This is a genomic window from Methylomonas sp. MK1 (assembly GCF_000365425.1).
Classification (GTDB): domain Bacteria; phylum Pseudomonadota; class Gammaproteobacteria; order Methylococcales; family Methylomonadaceae; genus Methylomonas.
The window spans coordinates 99,485-119,756 of sequence record NZ_AQOV01000003.1 but is presented as its reverse complement, the minus strand read 5'-3'; the positions used below and the strand labels follow the sequence as shown (position 1 = coordinate 119,756).

General features: G+C 51.1%; 16 protein-coding genes. 7 read left to right on the top strand and 9 right to left on the bottom strand.

Annotated features, from left to right (window positions below):
- Positions 1 to 25: 25 nt before the first annotated feature.
- From G006_RS0124380 to G006_RS28550, 7 genes are all read left to right on the top strand, one after another.
- A complete protein-coding gene (locus tag G006_RS0124380) occupies positions 26 to 1,291 on the top strand; it encodes a TolC family protein (protein ID WP_020485846.1) in 1,266 nt (421 codons plus the stop codon).
- Positions 1,284 to 2,720, top strand: coding sequence for an efflux RND transporter periplasmic adaptor subunit (locus tag G006_RS0124375; RefSeq protein ID WP_020485845.1), 1,437 nt, complete (start codon positions 1,284 to 1,286; stop codon positions 2,718 to 2,720). Before G006_RS0124380 ends, G006_RS0124375 begins: the two co-directional genes overlap by 8 nt.
- Entirely contained in the window at positions 2,713 to 5,874 is a 3,162-nt protein-coding gene (locus G006_RS0124370; protein ID WP_020485844.1) for an efflux RND transporter permease subunit, read from the top strand. The genes G006_RS0124375 and G006_RS0124370 overlap by 8 nt, the downstream gene beginning before the upstream one ends.
- A gap of 305 nt (positions 5,875 to 6,179) precedes the next feature.
- Entirely contained in the window at positions 6,180 to 6,518 is a 339-nt protein-coding gene (locus G006_RS0124365; protein ID WP_020485843.1) for a hypothetical protein, read from the top strand.
- 423 nt (positions 6,519 to 6,941) lie between these two features.
- Positions 6,942 to 7,349 (top strand): MerR family transcriptional regulator, encoded by a 408-nt coding sequence (locus tag G006_RS0124360; protein WP_020485842.1) that lies wholly within the window; start codon positions 6,942 to 6,944, stop codon positions 7,347 to 7,349.
- Between the two features lie 87 nt (positions 7,350 to 7,436).
- A complete protein-coding gene (locus G006_RS29580) occupies positions 7,437 to 8,147 on the top strand; it encodes a MerT/CopZ fusion-like heavy metal transport selenoprotein (protein WP_419865998.1) in 711 nt (236 codons plus the stop codon).
- A gap of 8 nt (positions 8,148 to 8,155) precedes the next feature.
- Complete coding sequence (locus G006_RS28550) at positions 8,156 to 8,602, top strand: putative iron-sulfur cluster-binding metallochaperone (protein ID WP_327036700.1); 447 nt, start codon at positions 8,156 to 8,158, stop codon at positions 8,600 to 8,602.
- 377 nt (positions 8,603 to 8,979) lie between these two features.
- On the opposite strand, the gene G006_RS0124345 is transcribed toward G006_RS28550, so the two are convergent.
- The 9 genes from G006_RS0124345 to G006_RS28980 form a co-directional block, all read right to left on the bottom strand.
- Entirely contained in the window at positions 8,980 to 9,303 is a 324-nt protein-coding gene (locus G006_RS0124345; protein WP_020485839.1) for a hypothetical protein, read from the bottom strand.
- A 77-nt stretch (positions 9,304 to 9,380) separates the two neighbouring features.
- A complete protein-coding gene (locus G006_RS0124340; RefSeq protein ID WP_020485838.1) occupies positions 9,381 to 11,705 on the bottom strand; it encodes a heavy metal translocating P-type ATPase in 2,325 nt (774 codons plus the stop codon).
- Between the two features lie 3 nt (positions 11,706 to 11,708).
- Positions 11,709 to 14,891: a CusA/CzcA family heavy metal efflux RND transporter gene (locus G006_RS0124335; RefSeq protein WP_020485837.1), complete on the bottom strand. Its 3,183-nt coding sequence runs from the start codon at positions 14,889 to 14,891 to the stop codon at positions 11,709 to 11,711.
- An 18-nt stretch (positions 14,892 to 14,909) separates the two neighbouring features.
- A complete protein-coding gene (locus G006_RS0124330; protein WP_020485836.1) occupies positions 14,910 to 16,457 on the bottom strand; it encodes an efflux RND transporter periplasmic adaptor subunit in 1,548 nt (515 codons plus the stop codon).
- The gene (locus G006_RS0124325; protein WP_020485835.1) at positions 16,454 to 17,806 is read right to left on the bottom strand and encodes a TolC family protein; all 1,353 of its coding nucleotides are present in this window, start codon (positions 17,804 to 17,806) and stop codon (positions 16,454 to 16,456) included. Before G006_RS0124325 ends, G006_RS0124330 begins: the two co-directional genes overlap by 4 nt.
- Before the next feature lie 90 nt (positions 17,807 to 17,896).
- Positions 17,897 to 18,352: a hypothetical protein gene (locus G006_RS0124320; RefSeq protein WP_020485834.1), complete on the bottom strand. Its 456-nt coding sequence runs from the start codon at positions 18,350 to 18,352 to the stop codon at positions 17,897 to 17,899.
- Positions 18,353 to 18,503: 151 nt separating this feature from the next.
- Positions 18,504 to 18,836, bottom strand: coding sequence for a YnfA family protein (locus G006_RS0124315; RefSeq protein ID WP_020485833.1), 333 nt, complete (start codon positions 18,834 to 18,836; stop codon positions 18,504 to 18,506).
- A 326-nt stretch (positions 18,837 to 19,162) separates the two neighbouring features.
- Positions 19,163 to 19,330, bottom strand: coding sequence for a hypothetical protein (locus G006_RS28720; protein WP_157204953.1), 168 nt, complete (start codon positions 19,328 to 19,330; stop codon positions 19,163 to 19,165).
- A gap of 173 nt (positions 19,331 to 19,503) precedes the next feature.
- Entirely contained in the window at positions 19,504 to 20,268 is a 765-nt protein-coding gene (locus G006_RS28980) for a hypothetical protein (protein WP_020485831.1), read from the bottom strand.
- Between the last annotated feature and the right edge of the window lie 4 nt (positions 20,269 to 20,272).

Here is a 20,272-nt window from a genome sequence, read left to right as displayed (position 1 = left end):
GACAATCATGAGATCTGTTCATTTAATGCGTCTGCTGATGGCGACGCTGTTTTTCGTCTGTAGCGTTGCCGCTGCTGCGGAGCAGCCGCTATTAACACTTGATGCGGCCACTCAAAAAGTCGCTCAGGACAACCCAGACCTGGCGCAAATGCTGGCCCGTGCCAAGGCGATGGCCGCCATTCCATCGCAGGAAGGCAGTCTGCCCGATCCGCAAATCAGTTTCAATGCCATGAGTCTGCCGACCAATAGTTTTAGCACCCGGCAGGAAGACATGACACAACTCGGTTTCGGCCTTTCCCAAGCCATTCCTTTTCCAGGCAAACTGGCGCTTCGCGAACAGGCGGCGATGTATGAAGCGGAAGCAGCAACGCTCAATGCCGATGAGCTACGGCTGCGTCTGCTGAGCGATGTGAAAACCCTGTGGTGGCAGGTTTTTTATCTGGATCGAACCCAGGAGATTGTGGATAACAATCATCAATTACTGCATCAGTTCGTCGATATTGCCAGAAGCAAATATGAAGTGGGTGAAGGTTTGCAACAAGAGGTGTTGCTGGCCCAATTGGAATTATCCAAATTGTTAGATCAAAAAATCAATCTCACCGGGATGCGGCGCAGCACTGTGGCCAAACTCAACGCATTGCTGGATCAACCCGCCAACAATCCCGTGCAATTACCCGCCACGCTTTCATTACAGCTGCCGGAAATCAGACAGGAAGACCGGCTATATCAACAAGCGGAAACGTCGAGACCGCTGCTGGAAAGCGAGAGGCGTGGCATTAACGCCGCGCAATCAAAGCTGGAACTGGCTCAAAAAGAGCTGCTGCCCGATTTCAATGTCGAAGCGGCATATGGCGCTCGCGATAACATGCCGGACGGTACCCGGCGTTCCGATCTGCTCAGTTTGGGTGTCAGCATGAACGTGCCGATTTTTGCCGGCAGCAAGCAGAATAAGATGATCGACCAGCGCAACAGCGAGCTGATGCAACAACGCTATACCCTGCAAGACCGATGGAACACGGTTCGTTCTGAAATTACCCAAAGTCACAGCGATTACCAGCGAGCCAAACAGCAATTTGTGTTGTTCGATACCGGCATCATCCCGCAGGCCCGGCAAACCGTCGCGTCCATGCTGGCCGGTTATCAGGTTAATAAGGTCGATTTTCTGAATCTGGTGCGTAGCCAGATCACCTTGTTCGAATACGAAACCCAATACTGGAAAGCCTTTACGGAAGCCCAACAAGCGCTGGCGCAACTTTGCGCGAATGTGGGCGAGGACAATATTTATGAATAAACAACTGTTATTAACTGCCGTGGTGACGCTGGGGATAGGCTTGGCTGGCGGCTATTGGTTGGCTCAGCAACCCAAACACGAATCGGCTGTTCAACCGGCGGATGGCCGGAAACCGTTATTTTACAGAAGTCCAATGAATCCATCGGCGACTTCCCCGGAGCCGACCAAGGATGCCATGGGCATGGACTATGAGCCGGTTTATGCAAACGATAATGCGCCTAAACCACCCAAAATCCTGTTCTACCGCAACCCTATGAATCCCGCCGTCACATCACCTGTGCCCGCGAAAGACAATATGGGCATGGATTATCTGCCCGTGTATGCCGACGACGAGGCAAAAACTGACGATTCGGCCGGTGCCGTCAGAATCGACGCGGCGACGGTACAAAACATGGGGGTGCGGACTGCACTTGCCAAACAAACCTTGCTATCGCATGTGGTGCGCGCCGTTGGCCGGGTAGCCTATGATGAAGAGCATATTGTCCGCCTGCACCCCAAAACCGAAGGCTGGATCGAAACCTTGCGTGCCGATAAGACTGGGCAAAGGGTCAGGAAGAATGAAGAACTGCTGAGCATTTACTCCCCGCAACTGGTGGCCAGCCAACAGGAATATGTGTTGGCGTTAAACAATCTCAAGGTGCTGGAAAAAAGCCCGATTGAAGACATCAGACGCGGTGCGGAAGAATTGGTTAAAAGCTCCCGCGAGCGCTTGAAATTGCTGGATATGCCGGCGCATCAACTGCACGATTTAACGGATAGCCAAGCCATCAAAAAAAGCTTGCATATCCATACTCCGGCGGATGGCATCGTCATTAATATCGGTGCTCGCGAAGGCCAATACGTCACGCCTGAAACCGAACTGTACATGATCGCCGATCTATCCACGGTCTGGGTATATGCCGAAATATACGAGTACGAACTGCCCTGGGTGAAAGAAGGCGACCCGGTTCACATGCGCTTGGCCGGTGTTCCTGGCCGGACGTTCAGAGGTCGCCTGGCGTTTATCTATCCCTATGCCGAAGCCAAGACCCGGACTATTAAAGTGCGACTGGTATTCGATAATGCCGACTTGCTGTTAAAACCCGATATGTTCGCCGAAGTTACCATCCATGCCGGCAAGCAACTGGATGCGGTGGTGATCCCTTCCGAAGCGGTGATCCGTTCCGGCGCGCAAACCCAGGTTTTGGTGGTGCGCGGTCCCGGTAAATTCGAACCGCGCCGGGTGACGACGGGTTTATCGTCCAATGACGATATTGCCATTATTGACGGTCTGAGTGCCGGCGAGGAAGTGGTCACCTCGGCGCAATTTCTGATCGATTCCGAATCCAAGCTGAATGAAGCCACGGCTAAAATGATGGAACCTTCGGCAGCACAGCCATCCGCAACCGAATCGTTGCCAGTTGAGCAGGGAGCGCATAACCATGACTGATTTCATCATCAATAGCGTGTTGAAAGACCGCTTCATGGTATTGCTGGGAGCGATTATCCTGGCCATCGGCGGCGTTTGGTCGTTCAAGAACATGCCTTTGGATGCCATACCGGACTTGTCCGATGTGCAGGTGATCATCTTCACCGACTATGCCGACCAATCGCCGCAGGTAGTCGAAAACCAAGTGACTTATCCATTGACCACCGCCATGCTGGCCGTGCCGCATGCCAAGGTGGTACGTGGTTATTCCTTCTTCGGTCTGTCCTTCGTCTATGTGATTTTCGAAGACGGCACGGATATGTATTGGGCCAGGTCGCGGGTGCTGGAATACCTCAACTATGTAAAAAATCGTTTGCCGCAAGGTGTCACACCGGCATTGGGTCCGGATGCCACCGGTGTCGGCTGGATTTACGAATATGCCTTGGTGGACAAGACCGGCAAGCATGATTTGGCGCAATTGCGCTCGATTCAGGACTGGTATCTGCGCTACCCCTTGCAGACAGTTCCCGGCGTTTCCGAGGTGGCTTCGGTCGGCGGTTACGTCAAACAATATCAGGTGGAAGTCGATCCCAACGCCCTGCAAGCTTACGAGATTCCGTTATCCACCGTGATGATGGCCATCAAGCGTTCCAATAACGATGTCGGCGGACGCTTGCTGGAAGTCGGCGAAACCGAATACATGGTCAGAGGCTTGGGTTACATCAAATCCATTGCCGATCTGAATACCATACCGGTGGGAGTTGACGCCAACGGCACGCCGATACGTTTGCAGGATGTCGCACATATCCAGATTGGCCCGGAACTGCGGCGCGGCGTGACCGAACTCAACGGCGAAGGCGAAGTGGCCGGCGGCGTGGTGGTGATGCGTTTTGGCGAAAATGCCCTGGCAACCATTGAGGACGTGCGGAAGAAATTGGATGAACTGAGAAAAGGCCTGCCGGAAGGTGTTGAAATCGTCCCCGTCTATGATCGCGGCAGTTTGATCGAGCGGGCGGTGGACACCTTGAAAGATGCGCTAACGCAGGAACTAATTATTGTCTGTGCCTTGGTCGCCTTATTTTTACTGCATCTGCGTTCATCATTGGTGATTGTAATCACCTTGCCGCTGGGCATTTTGATGGCCTTTATCGTAATGAAGTGGCAAGGCATGAACGCCAATATCATGTCCTTGGGCGGTATCGCGCTGGCGATAGGCGACATGGTCGATGGTGGCGTGGTGATGGTCGAAAATGCCCATAAACACCTGGCCGAAGCGGCTGAGAAAAAACAAGCCAAGCTGACTTCACAGGAACGCTGGGAGGTCATCGGTAACGCCTCCCGCGAAGTCGGCTCAGGGCTATTTTCCTCACTGCTGGTGATTACCGTGTCCTTCCTGCCGATTATCACCATGCAGGCACAGGAAGGCCGTTTATTCAGTCCTCTGGCATACACCAAAACCTATGCGATGGCCGCCGCCGCGATATTGACCATCACTTTGGTGCCGGTGTTGATGGGCTATTTTGTACGCGGAAAGATCATCCCCGAACACAAAAATCCGATTAACCGTTTCCTGCATGCCATTCACTCGCCGGTCTTGAAATTGGCGATGCGCTGGCGGGCTGCCACACTCATCGTGGCTCTGCTGTTGATGGCCTCTACGCTCTATCCCTTATCCAAACTGGGTAGCGAGTTTATGCCGCCTCTGGATGAAGGCGATATTTTATACATGCCCACCACCTTTCCGGGCATCTCTATCACCAAGGCTAGGGAAGTCTTGCAACAGACCGATAAGATCATTAAGACCTTTCCCGAGGTGCATCATGTGTTCGGCAAGATCGGCCGGGCAGAAACCGCCACCGATGCCGCGCCGTTGATGATGGTGGAAACTACCATCAAGTTAAAGCCGCGAGAAGAGTGGCCTGATCCAAGCAAAACCACCCGGCAACTGATGGATGAAATGGACAAGTCCATTCATTTTCCCGGCTTGGCGAACGCCTGGACCATGCCCATCAAAACCCGGATAGACATGCTCTCTACCGGCATCAAGACCCCGGTGGGTATCAAGGTGTCCGGTCCCGATCTGAATGTGCTGCAATCCCTGTCGCTACAAATCGAACAGGCGATGAAAACCTTGCCGGACACGCTATCGGCCTATGGTGACCGGGCAGTCGGCGGCTATTTCCTGGACTTTGATATTAACCGAGAAGCGGCCGCACGTTACGGCTTAACGGTCGGCGATGTCCAGGATGTGATTCAAAGTGCGATTGGCGGCATGAACATCACTGAAACCGTCGAAGGGCTAGAGCGCTATCCGGTCAATCTACGCTATCCGCGCGACCTGCGCGATAACCCGGAAGCGCTGCGGCGGGTTTTGATCTCCACTCCGACGGGCAGCCAGATTCCTTTGACAGCGGTGGCAGACATCAACTTTAAACGCGGCACCGATGTCATCAAAACCGAGGATGCACGGCCCAATGCCTGGATTTATGTAGACCTTAAAATCTCCGACATCGGCGGTTATGTGGAGCAGGCAAAAAAGACCTTAGCCGAAAATGTCACGATACCGGCAGGTTATACCGTTACTTGGTCCGGTCAATTTGAATACATGGAACGGGCGGCGGAACGCTTGCGCATCGTGGTGCCCATCACGCTGCTGCTGATTTTTATCCTGCTGTATACCGCCTTTCGCAATATCACCGAACCGACTATCGTGATGTTGGCGATTCCATTTAGTCTGATTGGCGGCATCTGGTTCATATACGGGTTGGGATATAACCTGTCGATTACCGTCTATGTCGGCTTTATCGCCCTGGCGGGCACGGCGGCGGAAACCGGGGTCATGGTGCTGAGTTTTATCGACATTGAAATCGATAAGCTGCGGGCACAAAAACAGGCCCCATTGACTGGCGAGGAAATCAGGGTTGCTTGCGAGGCCGCAACGGCGCTGCGGGTGCGCCCGGTAGCGATTACCTCGCTTGCCAATATCGTGGGTTTAATCCCCATCATGTCGGCGACCGGAACCGGCGCGGATGTCACACAGCGTATCGCCGCCCCCGCGCTGGGCGGCATGCTCACCGTGTTGATACTGAGTCTTTTGGTGTTTCCGGTGATTTACAGTCTGGTGTTGCAATTTCAAGAAAGGCGCAAGCAAGGACCCGTTGATGTCGTTCTTTAATTCATTACAGGAGATCGAAAGCATGAATACATTATTTAGAAGTCGAAAACGTGTTGTTCTATTAATCGCACTTTTATTGTTCACTGTTTCTTCATGTGCATCACATACTAAAGTCATTAAAAAAGTCTACTCGTCACATCCTGGTGGACAGGGTCATCCTTGGGATAAGGGGCGTTCGTTTTAAACAACCGTCACACGGCTGTGATTTCATTTTTTAACCCACTATAAAGGAGATAAAACGATAACAAGCTGACAACTTGAAAAATGTATGTCATAAAACTTTTTTGAATTACTGGAGAATACCTATGAAAACTAACACACTGATTACCATGTTTTTGGCTCTTGGTTTGCTGACCGCTTGCGCCGAGATGAACCCGCATCCAATGGATATGAGCCAAGCTGTGCAAAGTGCTTCATCCAAAGCCGATCATGAGGCTCTGGCAAAACATTACGAAGAAGCGGCGAAAGACCTTCAGCTCAAAGTTGATGAACACAAAAAACTGCTTAGCCAATATCAAGCTAAAAGCTATCTTTACGGCAAGCAGGCGGACACCTTGGTAAGCCACTGTCGAGTGTTGATTAATGCCTATGAAAAAGCCGCCGAGGCCAATTTGAGTATGGCGGCAATGCATCGTCAGATGTAAACCCTTTCGCCGAACGGCAAGGATATGTATTGCCGAGCAGTTGGAGATGGGCCGAGGTAACAAGGCCCGTCTCTCATCTCATGTACCCCGTGAAACTCTTTGTGTTTTTTATGACCTGGTTGAAAGCGAACTTTCAGTAAGTTGAATTTTCGATTTAGTGCCTGTTTCTTGTTGGCCTAAACTATGAGTACGCCGATTTCAGCGATTCAATTTCGATAGCGGACATTCAAATTTGCATGACCTCAACGAAGCCAAAAGCATGTGACGGCCCAAACCCGTCCACATGACACCACTTACTTCATCGGCAGGCATCTGACTGACCACTAGCCGCCAATCAAGATAATTTCCATGGTTATTTGTAAATAGCCGATGATTGGAAAAACTGAGAGACAATAAAATCCCCTCAACATTGGGTTTAATGAAATGTCGCCTTTAACCATTGGCAAACTTGCCAAACAAACCGAAGTCACTATCGAGACCATCCGTCACTATCAACGTATTGGTTTACTGACGGAACCCGCGAAACCAGACGGCGGTTATCGAGTTTATTCAGCTGATGCGATTGCCAGAATTCGCTTTATCAAACGCGCTCAACAAGCCGGGTTTACCTTGAAGGAAATTGCCACCTTGTTATCGCTTGATGGGGCGCACTGTACTGATGTTCGACAACTCGCCGAACAGAAATGCCAGCAGATCGATCAACATATCATGGATTTAACCGTTCTCCGGCAGGTATTGGAAAGTCTGGTCAACGACTGTCAACAGACAGCTCCAGCCGCTCATTGCGCTATTCTCGATGCGTTTGGCGATGATGCATCATCCCAACCCTGATTCTAAATCACGCACTTGACTCTGTTCTAAGCAACAGGGTTTAGACTTCTTGCCAACATTGAGAATTGTTTGGTTTAGGAGATTCACATGAATACAGACCCTGAAACACCCATAAAAACCTCGTCATGGATGAGTATCGGCGCCCTTTTAGCTGCTGTAGGGGCTTCGGTCTGCTGTGTCGGGCCATTTTTACTGTTGTCGTTGGGTATTGGCGGTGCGTGGATCAGCACATTGACGGCTATGGCACCGGCTCGGCCATTTTTCATTATCCTGACCCTGATTTTTGTAGTACTCGGCTATCGAAAACTCTATCTGACGCCTGATCGCTGTGCGGTAGGTGAAATCTGCTCCACAACCGACAACCAACGCCGACAGCTCCTACTGTTTTGGCTGGGTTCCGCATTCATTTTGATGTTGCTGGCTTTTCCCTGGGTAGCGCCTTTTTTCATGGCTTGAGAGAATTCCGATATGACCATTAAATCCGGATTATTACTGATAAGTTTGTTGTTGCCGGCCACTTTATGGATGCCAGTGGCCTATGCTGAAACCACAGAGGCACTGCCAAACCAACAACAAATGGTGACACTGAAGTTAGAGAATATGACCTGCGCCATGTGCATAGTCACCATCAAAAAAGCCCTGCAGAAAGTTGAAGGCGTACAAAAAGTGGCTGTCGATTACGATGCCAAAACGGCCGAGGTTACTTTCGACGGCAAAAAAACCAATAGCGCCGCCTTGATCAAAGCCACGACCGATGCCGGTTATCCGGGTTCTCTGGCCACGCCTATTACCCAATAAGACCGAGAATGCCACCTATGTCTGATTGCTGCTGCTCTGCCAATACCAAACAGATTTGTCCGGAATGCGGTTCCACTTGTAAAAGTGTCGGTATGTCTACGCTTTATCATCAGGTTAGGTTTCCCGAGAATCAGTCGCTTATCACTGATAGCTATTATTTTTGCCCTGCAAAAACATGTTCAATTGCTTACTTCTCCAACGCGGGTAACACTATTCCCAAACAGCATTTACGAAGCTATAAAGCGATTCAAAACGACGCGCTTTGTTACTGTTTTGATATTGAAGCCGAGCAGTATTTATCGGCGTTAAAAGACCACCAGGCAGAACCGATCAAAGCTTTCGTCATGCAACGCACTCAAGCCGGGGAATGTGCTTGTGAAATTAGAAACCCATCGGGCCAATGTTGTTTAGTGAATTTCAAGCGTTTAGAAAATGAGCACAATACAGATGTCTAATGATCGCTATAAACCAGCCATTCGGAGAACTGATTATTGTATTTTTCATTGGCTGCTTTTGGCCGAAACTGTGAATTCGCCCATCTCGATAGCTGACGTTCAAAATTTTAATGGATTCGACGAGGCTAAAGTCGCTAACGGCCATAACACGACATTTAAAGATTTTAGGGTATGGCGGCAGTAAATCCGAAAGCCGTCGTTTAGCCGATCATTCCAGCACTTTGCAAACATGTCTCCCATTCAGGTTCTAAGAACCAAAATCAATCGGTTTGTTTCAATATTTGCGTCGAACTCCAGACCTGGTTTCCAAGCATTTATCCGAAAACCATAGGTTTGACGGTTCAAGAACGGACACAGCAGAGCGCGAGGTGCTACAACTAATGATCCGCTTCTCGCAACATTTCTGCTATGTCCCGGTTTGCAGTAACGGCTTGCTGATAAAGATCAATCACTTCTTGGCTGTGCGCTTTAAGATCATTTGCGTGTCTGCCATAAACGTAACGCTGTGACTCAAATTGGCTGAGATATTCTTTATGTTCCTCAATCCTAGTCTGTAACTCGTTGGCCTCGTCTTCGAAGTGTTTGGCTAATGCCACATGCTGTATAGTTAGGTCAGTATCCATGGCATGAGGCTCCATGAAGCTGCAAGCGGACAATAAGGATTCAGCTAAAACTAAAAGAATCAGTGATTTTAATTTCATGGTTATCTCCAAAGGTATCTTGAAATGGTAATGTTTAGGTGTTGAACGCTGTTTACGCGATTTTTATTAGGTTCAGGCTACTTAAAAGCTGTATTTTTGGGGTGTAGTAATCTCAGTCCGTTGGCAACGACCAAGAAGGAAGCGCCCATATCCGCAGCAATGGCTTCCCATAAGGTCGCCACACCAGCAAAGGCTAAGACGGCGAACGCGGCTTTGATCATCAGCGCAAAAGTAATATTTTGTCGAATAATAGCCAGCGTTCGTTTGGAATGCCCAAGCAGCCAAGGCAGTTTGGAAAGGTCATCACCCATCAGGGCAATATCGGCTATTTCAATAGCCGCATCCGACCCTAGCACCCCCATAGCAATTCCCAGGTTAGCCCGTCCCAGCGCAGGTGCGTCGTTGACACCATCACCGATCATCGCCACCTGTCCGTATTGTTCGACCATTTGACTGACGATCTCCACTTTATCGGCGGGCAATAGTTCGGCGTGTACCTCATCGATGCCAATTTGGGCCGCGATGTTATTGGCCGTCACCCGATTGTCACCGGTCAACATGACCAGATGTTTGATGCCTGTCTGCCTCAGCGCTTGCAAAATCGATTTGATTTCAGCGCGAGGCTGGTCGGCAACGGCGATGAGGCCGCAAATATGCCGATCATTGCCAATGGCAATCACGGTTTGCCCTGTTTGTTCAATGGCAATCGCTTTTTCACTGATTTCCGGGATTTCTTGGCTACGTTCCAATAGATAACGACGCGATCCCAACCAAAAATCCGTGCCATTAAATAATCCGGTGACACCTTTACCTGGTAAAACCTTCACATTGTCTGCGCTGGCCACGTTGATACCGAGCTGTTCCGTGTGGCGTAAAATGGCTTTAGCCAACGGATGATTGCTTCGCGTTTCCAGTGCAGCGGCGCGACTTAACAGGTCTTCTTCGTTATGACCATTAAAAGGATAAACCCCCGTGACGATGGGTTCACCAGAGGTTAGCGTACCGGTTTTATCAAAGGCAATCGCATTGAGATGGGCAGGTGTTTCGATATAAATGCCACCTTTGATCAGAATGCCTTGTCGGGCTGCACATGCCAGTGCCGCGACAATGCTCACCGGTGTCGAAATGACCAATGCACAGGGGCAGGCAATGACTAGCAACACTAAGGCATGGTAAAACCATTCGTTCCAGCTGCCTTCGAAAAACAAGGGCGGAATGATGCACATCGCCAACGCCACCAGCATCACTACCGGGGTATAAATTCGTGCAAATTTCTCCACCCATTGCTCGACCTCGGCTCGTTTACCATGGGCTTCGCCGACCAGACGGGTAATCTGTGCCAAGGTGGTATCCGAAACCAGCTTGGTGGATCGGATTTCCAATGTGCCTTCAACATTAATGCTGCCGGCAAACACCTCGTCACCCACTTGCTTGGCAACCGGCATACTTTCACCGGTAATCGGCGCCTGATTGACTGAACTGAAACCGGCAATTACGTTGCCATCCAGGGGGATTTTAGCGCCAGGCGCTAATATGAAACGGGTACCTATATTGACTTCTGCGGCAGGTACCACACATTCCAGGCCGATTTCATCTTTGATAGTCACCGTCGAGGGGGCTAAATCCAGCAAGGCTTCAACGGCATGACGGGCACGGCCAATACTCCAGCTTTCAATCGCCAGAGACAGGGCAAACAAAAAACTGACGGTTGCCGCCTCAAACCATTCATCAATGAACATCGCACCGATAACCGCAATCGTCATCAGCAAGTTCATATCCGCCCGTAAGCGTTTCAAGGCATAAAACGCCTTTACAATCACATGCCGAGCACCGCAAGCCATCGCTAAACCAAAGGCCATTTTTTCAGGCAAAGGCATTGCCTGCTGAGCATGCGCATTCAGCAAGCTATGCAGGTAGTGAGTGACCACGTCCCATTGCAGGGTTCCGTTTTTTGCCGAGCTGAAAACCGTTTGAATATCCACAAAGCCGCCGGCTATGGCGATATGAATCAACATGCCGACCACGATAAATACACCGCTAAGCACGGTATAAACGGTCTTCGAACGGTGCAGTTGCTGGGCATCTGCATCGGTCTGACCTGCTTGCCAGCGAGCGGCGGTCATACCCGTTGCAGCCACGGCTTTGATGATCGTTTTTTCCGTCACGGGCTCGGCATCAGACAATAGTGTCATTCGCCCGTTTAAAACATCAAATGCCAGTTTGTCACTGCCCCCCACAAGCGGACCTATCGCGCTTTTCAACGTAGCGACCTCTTCGGCGCAATCCAGTCCCTCGATTTTGAACGTCAGGCCACTCGATGAGTTTGATGCCGTTGACGGGTGACTATCCTGCTGCTCGCCAGGACAACAACCGGTTTTTTCTGATGGCTTACAGGTACTCATCGTTTAATCCTCATGGGAATCAATCTGCACAATTTCCGGAATGATGGGCTTTACGGGTTGATCATTGCGGTGCGCGAGCCAGTATAGAATCGGTAATACCAACAAAGTCAGCATCGTTGACGACAGGATGCCGCCTATCACCACGGTGGCCAGCGGGCGCTGGACTTCTGCGCCGGTACCGGTGGCGATTGCCATCGGTACGAAACCGAACGAGGCCACCAATGCGGTCATCAGCACCGGCCGCAGTCGTGTCAAAGCACCCTCTACAATCGCTTTATCCAGCGACATGCCTTCGTCACGGAGGCTGCGGATAAAGGCAATCATCACCAGACCGTTCAGTACCGCTACACCCGACAAAGCGATGAATCCCACTGCCGCTGAAATCGACATCGGAATATCGCGCAACCAAAGTGCGACCAAGCCACCGGTCAACGCAAAGGGGATACCGCTAAACACCAGCAAACCGTCCTTGGCGTTGCCAAACATCATGAACAGTAGCGTAAAAACCAGAATTAACGCCACAGGCACCACAATCTGTAAGCGATGGGCAGCCGATTGCAACTGTTCGAACTGTCCCCCCCAACTGGTCCAATAACCGGATGGAATTTTGACTTTCTGTTGCAGCTTTTGTTCAGCCTCGGCGACAAAGGAGCCGATGTCTCGGCCTCGCACGTTGGCACTGATGACGATTCGGCGCTTACCGTTCTCGCGGCTGATTTGATTCGGGCCGGGGGCCATTTCCAGACTGGCTACTTCAGCCAGTGGGATATAGCTGGTTTGTCCGTCTCGGTTTTGCCCGCGCGGCAATGAGATAGGCAAGCGGTTGATGGCATCCAAATTGCTGCGCAGGCTCTCCGGCAGACGCACGATAATATCGAAACGCCGGTCGCCCTCAAACAAGGTGCCGGCTTCAGTGCCGCCAATCGCGGTCGCCACCGCATCCTGCACATCGCCCACGTTTAAGCCGTAGCGTGAGGTTTTGTCCCGGTCGATATTCAGAGTCAGCATCGGCAAGCCGGTGGTTTGCTCGACTTTAACTTCGGATGCACCGGGAATCGCTTCCATGACCGCCGAGATTTCAGTCGCGGTGTCGTTCAAGACGTCCATATCATCGCCGAACACTTTGACGGCCACATCGCTACGCACCCCGGAAATCAGTTCATTGAAGCGCAACTGGATAGGCTGGGAAAACTCGTAGAGGTTTCCGGGTAGTTTGTTGGCCGCCGCTTGGATTGCGGCCAGCAGGTCGTCGCGTGATTTATCGGGTTCAGGCCATTGCTCGCGTGGCTTGAGCATGATGTAACCGTCCGAGATATTGGGCGGCATGGGGTCGGATGCGATCTCGGCGGTGCCGGTTCGCGCGAATATGCGCTCGATTTCCGGAAATTGCTGTTTCAGCGTCGCTTCAATTTGCTGCTGCATGGTGACCGATTGCGACAAACTGGTGCCGGGAATGCGTAGTGCCTGAATGGCGAAATCGCCTTCATTCAAACTCGGTACGAACTCGCTGCCCATCCGCGTTGCCAGCAGACCCGATAACATCACGGCGACCAGGGTAAAAGTGAGCACCACTGGCTTGTTGCGCATCACGCCGATTAAAACAGGGGCATACACCCGCTTGGCGGTCTGCATCACCACATTATCCTTTTCGGCGACTTTATCGCCGATAAACAGTGCCACAGCGGCCGGAATAAAGGTCACCGACAGTATCATGGCACCGACCAAGGCAATCACCACAGTAAACGCCATCGGATGAAACATTTTGCCTTCCACCCCCGTTAGCGCGAAGATGGGCAAATACACGACCATGATGATCAACTGGCCAAATAACAGAGCCCGCCGTGCTTCTTTCGATGCTGTAAACACCTCATGAAATCGTTCATGACGCGTTAGCGAACGTCCATGCTGTTCCTGGGCATGGGCCAGCCTTCGCACACAGTTTTCGACGATCACCACCGCGCCGTCGATGATCACACCAAAGTCAAGAGCACCCAGACTCATCAAGTTAGCACTAACCTGGTACGTGACCATGCCGGTAAACGTAAACAACATCGATAACGGTATGACCATGGCGGTAATGATGGCCGCACGAATATTGCCGAGGAACAGAAACAGAATCACAATGACCAGAATCGCCCCTTCGGTTAAGTTCTTTTTAACCGTATTGATGGCTTTATCGACCAATACCGTCCGGTCATAGACCGTCACGGCCTGCACTCCTTCGGGCAAGGTGCGGTTGATGTCTGCCATCTTTTTGTCGACCGCTTGCGAGACGGCGCGGCTATTCTGACCGATCAGCATAAAGACCGTGCCCAATACCATCTCTCGGCCATTTTCGGTCGCAGCGCCGGTGCGTAGTTCTCGGCCGATTTCGACCTCGCCGACATCGCGAATCCGAATGGGTACGCCCTGGACATTGCCCAGAATGATGTTGCGAATATCTTCCATCGAATGCACTTGGCCCGGCGCACGAATCAGATATTGTTCGCCACGCTTTTCAATGTAGCCGGCACCGACATTATTGTTATTGCGATCCAGCGCGGTAACAATGTCTTGCAAGGTCAGGCCGTAGGACGCGAGTTTTTCCGGAATCGGTGCCACCTGATATTGTTTGGCGTAGCCGCCAATGGAATTGATTTCGGTGACACCCGGCACGTTGCGCAGCTGCGGTTTGATAATCCAGTCCTGGATTTCACGCAGATCGGTTGCGGTGTAAGGCGAACCGTCCGGTTTTTTGGCTCCCTCTTGGGCTTCGACTATCCATAAATAGATTTCCCCAAGACCGGTGGAAATGGGACCCATCGCCGGCGTGATACCGGCAGGCATTTTATCCTTGGCTTCTTGAATACGTTGATTCACCAATTGCCGGGCGAAATAGACATCGGTGCCGTCCTGGAAAATCACAGTGACCTGCGATAAGCCGTAACGTGATAGCGACCGGGTTTGCTCCAGATTAGGCAGGCCGGCCATGACGGTTTCGATGGGGTAAGTGATCCGCTGTTCGGTTTCCAACGGCGAGTAACCTGGCGCCGTGGTATTAATTTGTACCTGAACATTGGTGATGTCCGGCACGGCGTCGATGGGCAGAATCGTGTAATTGAAGATACCTAACCCTGCCATACCGAGCACGGCCAGGATAACCAGCCAGCGATGCTCGATCGCTAGACGAATGAGTCGTTCAAACATGATGCGAACTCCTGGGGATCAATGCGAGTGCTCGGCACTGCTTTTGCCTTGCTCGGATTTAATGACGAAGCTGCCATTGACAGCGTATTCGGTGCCTGGCATCAGTCCTGTCACGATCTCGGTGACTTTGCCATCCGATAGGCCAGTGGTGACCGGTTGAGCAATAAAGCCGCCGGGTACGCGAATAAAAGTCGCCGGCTTGTTTTTGATCATCTGGATGGCGTCGGCCGCGACCGCAACCGGCACTTCACTTTCCTTGGTAGGCAGCTCGACCGTGATAAACAATCCAGGTCGCCAGGCCATCTGCGGATTGTCCAGTGTCACGCGGGCGGTAGCGGTACGGGTTTGTTCGCCCATCAATGCGCCCACATAAGACAGCGTACCGATTGCCGAAGAATCGAACGCCGTGGCCTTGATGTTGACCTGTTTGCCAACTTGTACGACATTGAGATCCTTCGCCGATACGATAATTTCGGCCCATACGGAGGATAAGTCAGTAATCGTGAAGATGCTGGCATCTTCCTTGACCGCTTCTCCCATAGCGATATGTTTCTCGACCACCATGCCGTCAAACGGTGCGCGAATTTCGTAGCGGTTGAGTGCGCCGCCGCTGGCCGATGCTGCGGGACTTGCGCCTAGCGCTATCAATTTCTGTTGGGCATTATGGACGGCGATTTCCATTTCCTGCATCGCCTGCCGGGCTTGTTGATAGTCTTGTTCCGCCGATATTTTGTCCTCCCATAAGTGCTTTTCCCGCGCAAAGGTAGAGCGGGCTAATTCCAGGCGCTTTTGTGCCGACAGTAATTCACTACGCTGTTCGGACAACACGGTACTGGCAATCACGGCGATGATCTGACCTTTTTTGACTTGCTGGCCCAGGTTGGCGGAAATACTCTCCACCACACCAGCCAAGCGCGGTACCACATGAGAGGTCTTATCTTCATTAAAGCGAATTTCACCCGGTAGGGTGACAGAGCTTATGATGTGAGCCGCGCCTGCGGTCTGAATCGAAATGCCGGTTTCGGCGATTTGCTGATCGGTCAAGGCTACTTTGCCTTCTTCTTTACTGAAAGCGAATTGAAGCGTTTGACCATCATGTCTGGCCGTCACGTTCGCTTCGAAGACATGCGGCTCGTCGATAGCCTGGATACTTTGCCAATATGCTTTTTCAGGCTCAAACTCGATGCGCTGTTGCTCGCCGCTCGGGCGTTTCAATTGCACGGAGAGTTGATCAGCAACGGGCTGAAGCGGTTTATCCTGATTGAATGGATACACTCGAAAGCGCGGTTCCCCGCCTTCCTCGCTGAGCACGATTTCCAGCTTAAAGTCACCGTCGCTGTAAACATCACCACCGTGCGGGCCTTGGGCCTGCTTGGCTTCATCGGCATGTCCATGGTCATCATCGCCTTCGGCGCTATCTACTTTAGCCGCTGCATGGCTTTCTTCGCCGTGTTCCTCACCTTCCGGCATCGATTTGTCGATGCTCAGAATAAATACACTTAGCAATAGGCCGAGCAAGATAATCGCGGCGATAGCGATCAATTGATTTTTGCTGATATTGTTCACTGAGATACCTCTGATGGGCTATTTGTCGCTGTCTCGTTTATGCTGCTGCCGACCAAACGTTCCACGTTGGCCACGGACTTGTGATATTCGGCCAAGGCCAGTAAATACTGATTTTTGGCGCTAAACAGGGTGCGCTGTGCATCGAGTACGTCGAGAAACCCAAACTTACCCAAGCGATAACCTTCGCAGGCGGCGTCATAAGCACTTTGGGCCCCCGGTAAAATGTCTTGCTGCAACGTGATGATTTCCAAATGGGCGGTATCCAGGGCTTGATAGGCGGTGTTCAAGGCCGTGGCGATGCGTACCTCTGCGCTACGCAATTCGTCTTCCGCTTTGGTCAAGCGATGTTCGGCCTCTTGAATACGCCCTTGATTGCGATCAAATACTGGCAAGGGCACCGAAAAACCCACGACTAAGGCGTAATCATTGGGCATCAGATATTTACTGGCGCCGACGGTCGCGGTCACATCCGGGACGGCTTTGGACTTTTCCATCGTGATGAGTGCCTGGCGTTGGGTAATTTCGGTGGCCCAACGGGCTAAATCGGGATTTTTGGAGAGGCGTTGCGCCAATGAATCCAGGGACACGGGTACTTGGATGTTTTCCAAATTTCCGCTCACCGTCTCAAAACGCGGTGTCGTGCTACCCCAGCCAGCCGCTAAACGCTTGCGGGCGGCTTCCAGTTCCTTTTGAGACCGCATCAGCTCAATTTGCACCGAAGCACGAGCAACTTTGGCCTTGGTTTCTTCGACGGGTGATACCTTGCCTGCCTGCACTCGTGCCGTGGTTGTTACGGTCGTTTGATTCGCCAACTCGTGCGTTTGCTGGGTTAGTGTCAGGCGCTGTTGCGCCGTCAGCACATCAATAAAGGCTTGCGTCACTTGAGTCAGTATATCGGCCCGCTTGGCTTCATAATCCCAATCGGCGAGTTGCTTGGTCAGCGCGGCAGCTTCGATGCGTGCGGTACGCTTACCGCCCAACTCGATCAATTGGCTGAGTTCCAAGGTGACGACATCACCATCGAAGCCCTTGATGACCTGATTACCAAAGTTCGCCGCATTGGCATTGAAGGTGGGATTGGGAAACAAGCCCGCTTGGAGGGTGGCGGCTTCCTGTGCGCGGCTCTCCCAGGAAAAGGCCGACAGTTCCGGGTTTTGGGTTAGCGCTAAGGCAAGCGCTTGGGACAAAACCAGGGAGCCAGTCGGTTCCTCAGCGGCCGGACGATTAGGATTGTTTGAGGTCTGATCACTTAGCGATTGCGTAGTGTTTGTCGGACTCGCATCGACCTGACAAGTTGTGATCAATAAACACAGTGCAACGCCAAGAGGCCGCACATAATTTGAGGACATGGAAACTTTCTCCGTAGCATAGAAGTATCGTCAGCACAGACACTGGTGAACCCGCGTCTTCGGCTGGTGAGTTGCGGCTAGGAGAGGTGGCTAAATCTGTAAAACAATGCTGCGCAAAGCGAGCAGTCGGGAATCGGTAAACGGTGGGTTGAACAATGCCGGCTGGCGAATGATGACTCTGGCGTAAAGAACCAAGAGTGAGATCAGGAAAAATACCGGCAAAAGCCCCATATCAATCGCTATTTTTGACAACTTCGCCAATTGTAGGGGAATGTGATCATCCCCATCGATAGGGATGTCGGTGCAAGGTGACGAGCAGGGATCGCCTTCATCGCTCGCAAGCACATTGGTCTCATCGTTGAAACGAGTGGCAGCATTCACGCTAGCGAATGGGTCTTTTCCAGCTTTTTCTACCGCTACATGCCCATCAGCCCCAAAACATAACACAAAGGCCGTCACATCTCGATGCCCCAGGCCAAAATGACCGAGCACGGCGAATATCAGCACAACAGAGAGCCAAGTTTTAAAGTGAGGTAGAGTAAGCATTCTTTAAAAGGATACTCGACATCCGAAATAATTCAAGCATTTAGGAAACAAACGGCAGATCGTCAGGGTTGGCCGCAATATAGGAGAATTTAGGCGTTGAATATGGAGCTGGTAGTTACTTGGTTTTCAAACCGCTTTACTTAAACACAGGTTATGCATCTCTGGGTGCAAACATAATTATTGACATGCCGACTAGCGCAACTGAAGAGCCAACAATATCCCATACACTGGGTTTAATGCCATCAACTAACCAGAGCCAAACGATAGCAACAAAAATATAGACGCCACCATAGGCCGCGTAAATCCGTCCTGCCGCAGTAGGATGTAAAGATAATAGCCAAGCGAAAGCAGCGAGACTTATTGCGGCAGGGACTAGAAGCCACGGGCTTTTGCCCTGAGTAAGCCATAGATAAGGCAGGTAACATCCGACAATTTCGGCCACAGCGGTTACCAGAAATAGCAGAATGGTTTTGATTTCAAGCATAGCAACTGATTTTCTTACAGAATTGAGGATATGTAATTAGAGTATACACGTCACATTCTCCCGCAAATCAATTTTGGTAACCAACATTTCATTGGTAAAAACAGTATTTCGCCTGTCTATCTTTGATCATAAGTGCTAATGACCGGAAATGGTTGGATGATTGCCATTCGATATGAAGTAGCGGTAGTCAGCTGAGGGTCGATTGCGACAATTCGCCACGTCCAAAAGCCGTCATTCACTACCGGCACAATCGTGTCGGAATAGGTGGCTTGGGGTTGGAATATGCAAGTGCCGTCTAATGCCGACATGGCCACAGCTCGGGTCAACTATTGCTGTTCGCCAAGCCAGCATACCCAAGTTTGGGCAAAGTCCTCTATCTTATTGATAACCACGTCTTCCTGTCGTTCTATTCCCGATAGGATTAAGCGTTCACGCGTCAATTCAACCAACTGAGCGTCTCGCAAGGCCGGTAATAGCTCGTTGCTATTTTCCATCGCCCGGAACCTGGCGACTCTGGTGTATCGGTTTAATACGTTGTCGCGTTCTTCGTGCACAGTGAGCCATCCTGCCGGCGCAGGCTTAAATGCGAACTGATGTTTTGGGAGTGGCCTGCCACGTTCACGTAAGCAATGTATTCGGACGCGCATTGAATTCGGTTATGCCTTATTTATATAAAGCATGCGTTGACAGTTGCAACTACTTCCTCAAATATTGCCTTTTTCTTTTTTACAATAGCGGATTCCGGGGTTTCTTGCCCTACGTATAAATCGGCCTGCATCAACATTTCTTGCTCACCGGCCTTGATCATGACAATCCGCCCCAGCTCCCCCAGTGTTTTATGATCGAAGACATAGCAAAGCCCTCTATGGTCATAGCCACTGGAAGCGGTGACATGAGGCGGTAAATCCTCAGGACGCAACTGCCTTAACCCTGGCCGTATTGGTACTCCCTCTGCAAGCCATTGCCTTTTTGCCTGTTGGTGTTTGGTTTTTCCCAGCTGCTCAAGCCCTTTTTTTATCTTCTTGGGATTTGGCGTATGCTCTATTGGGGGTAGGTTCCGTTGTATTCCGTTTTTCTCTGCTTGGGTTCCCCTGTCCATAACCTCCCCCAGAAGATCGGCGATATTTTTGGCATCCTGGAATAACCTCTGCTTTTCGTCATGCGCAAAGTGTTGCCCTAGCCCCTTACTCAGCATGACCTCAAATTCTCCGGTAACCAGAAAATTGCCATCCATAATGGTATTACTCACACTGAGGTGTCTGTATCGCAAAAGTGTTTCGCAACAGGCATGGACGAGCGGTTTCATTTTCTCATCGATATCGGGGTACATATCTTCGGCAATCGCCTCATTCAACACAAAGTCGATGGCATGACCGCGTATTTCAAAGCGGAATAAAAAAATGGATACGTCATTCCCAGCTATATTTTGCAAAATC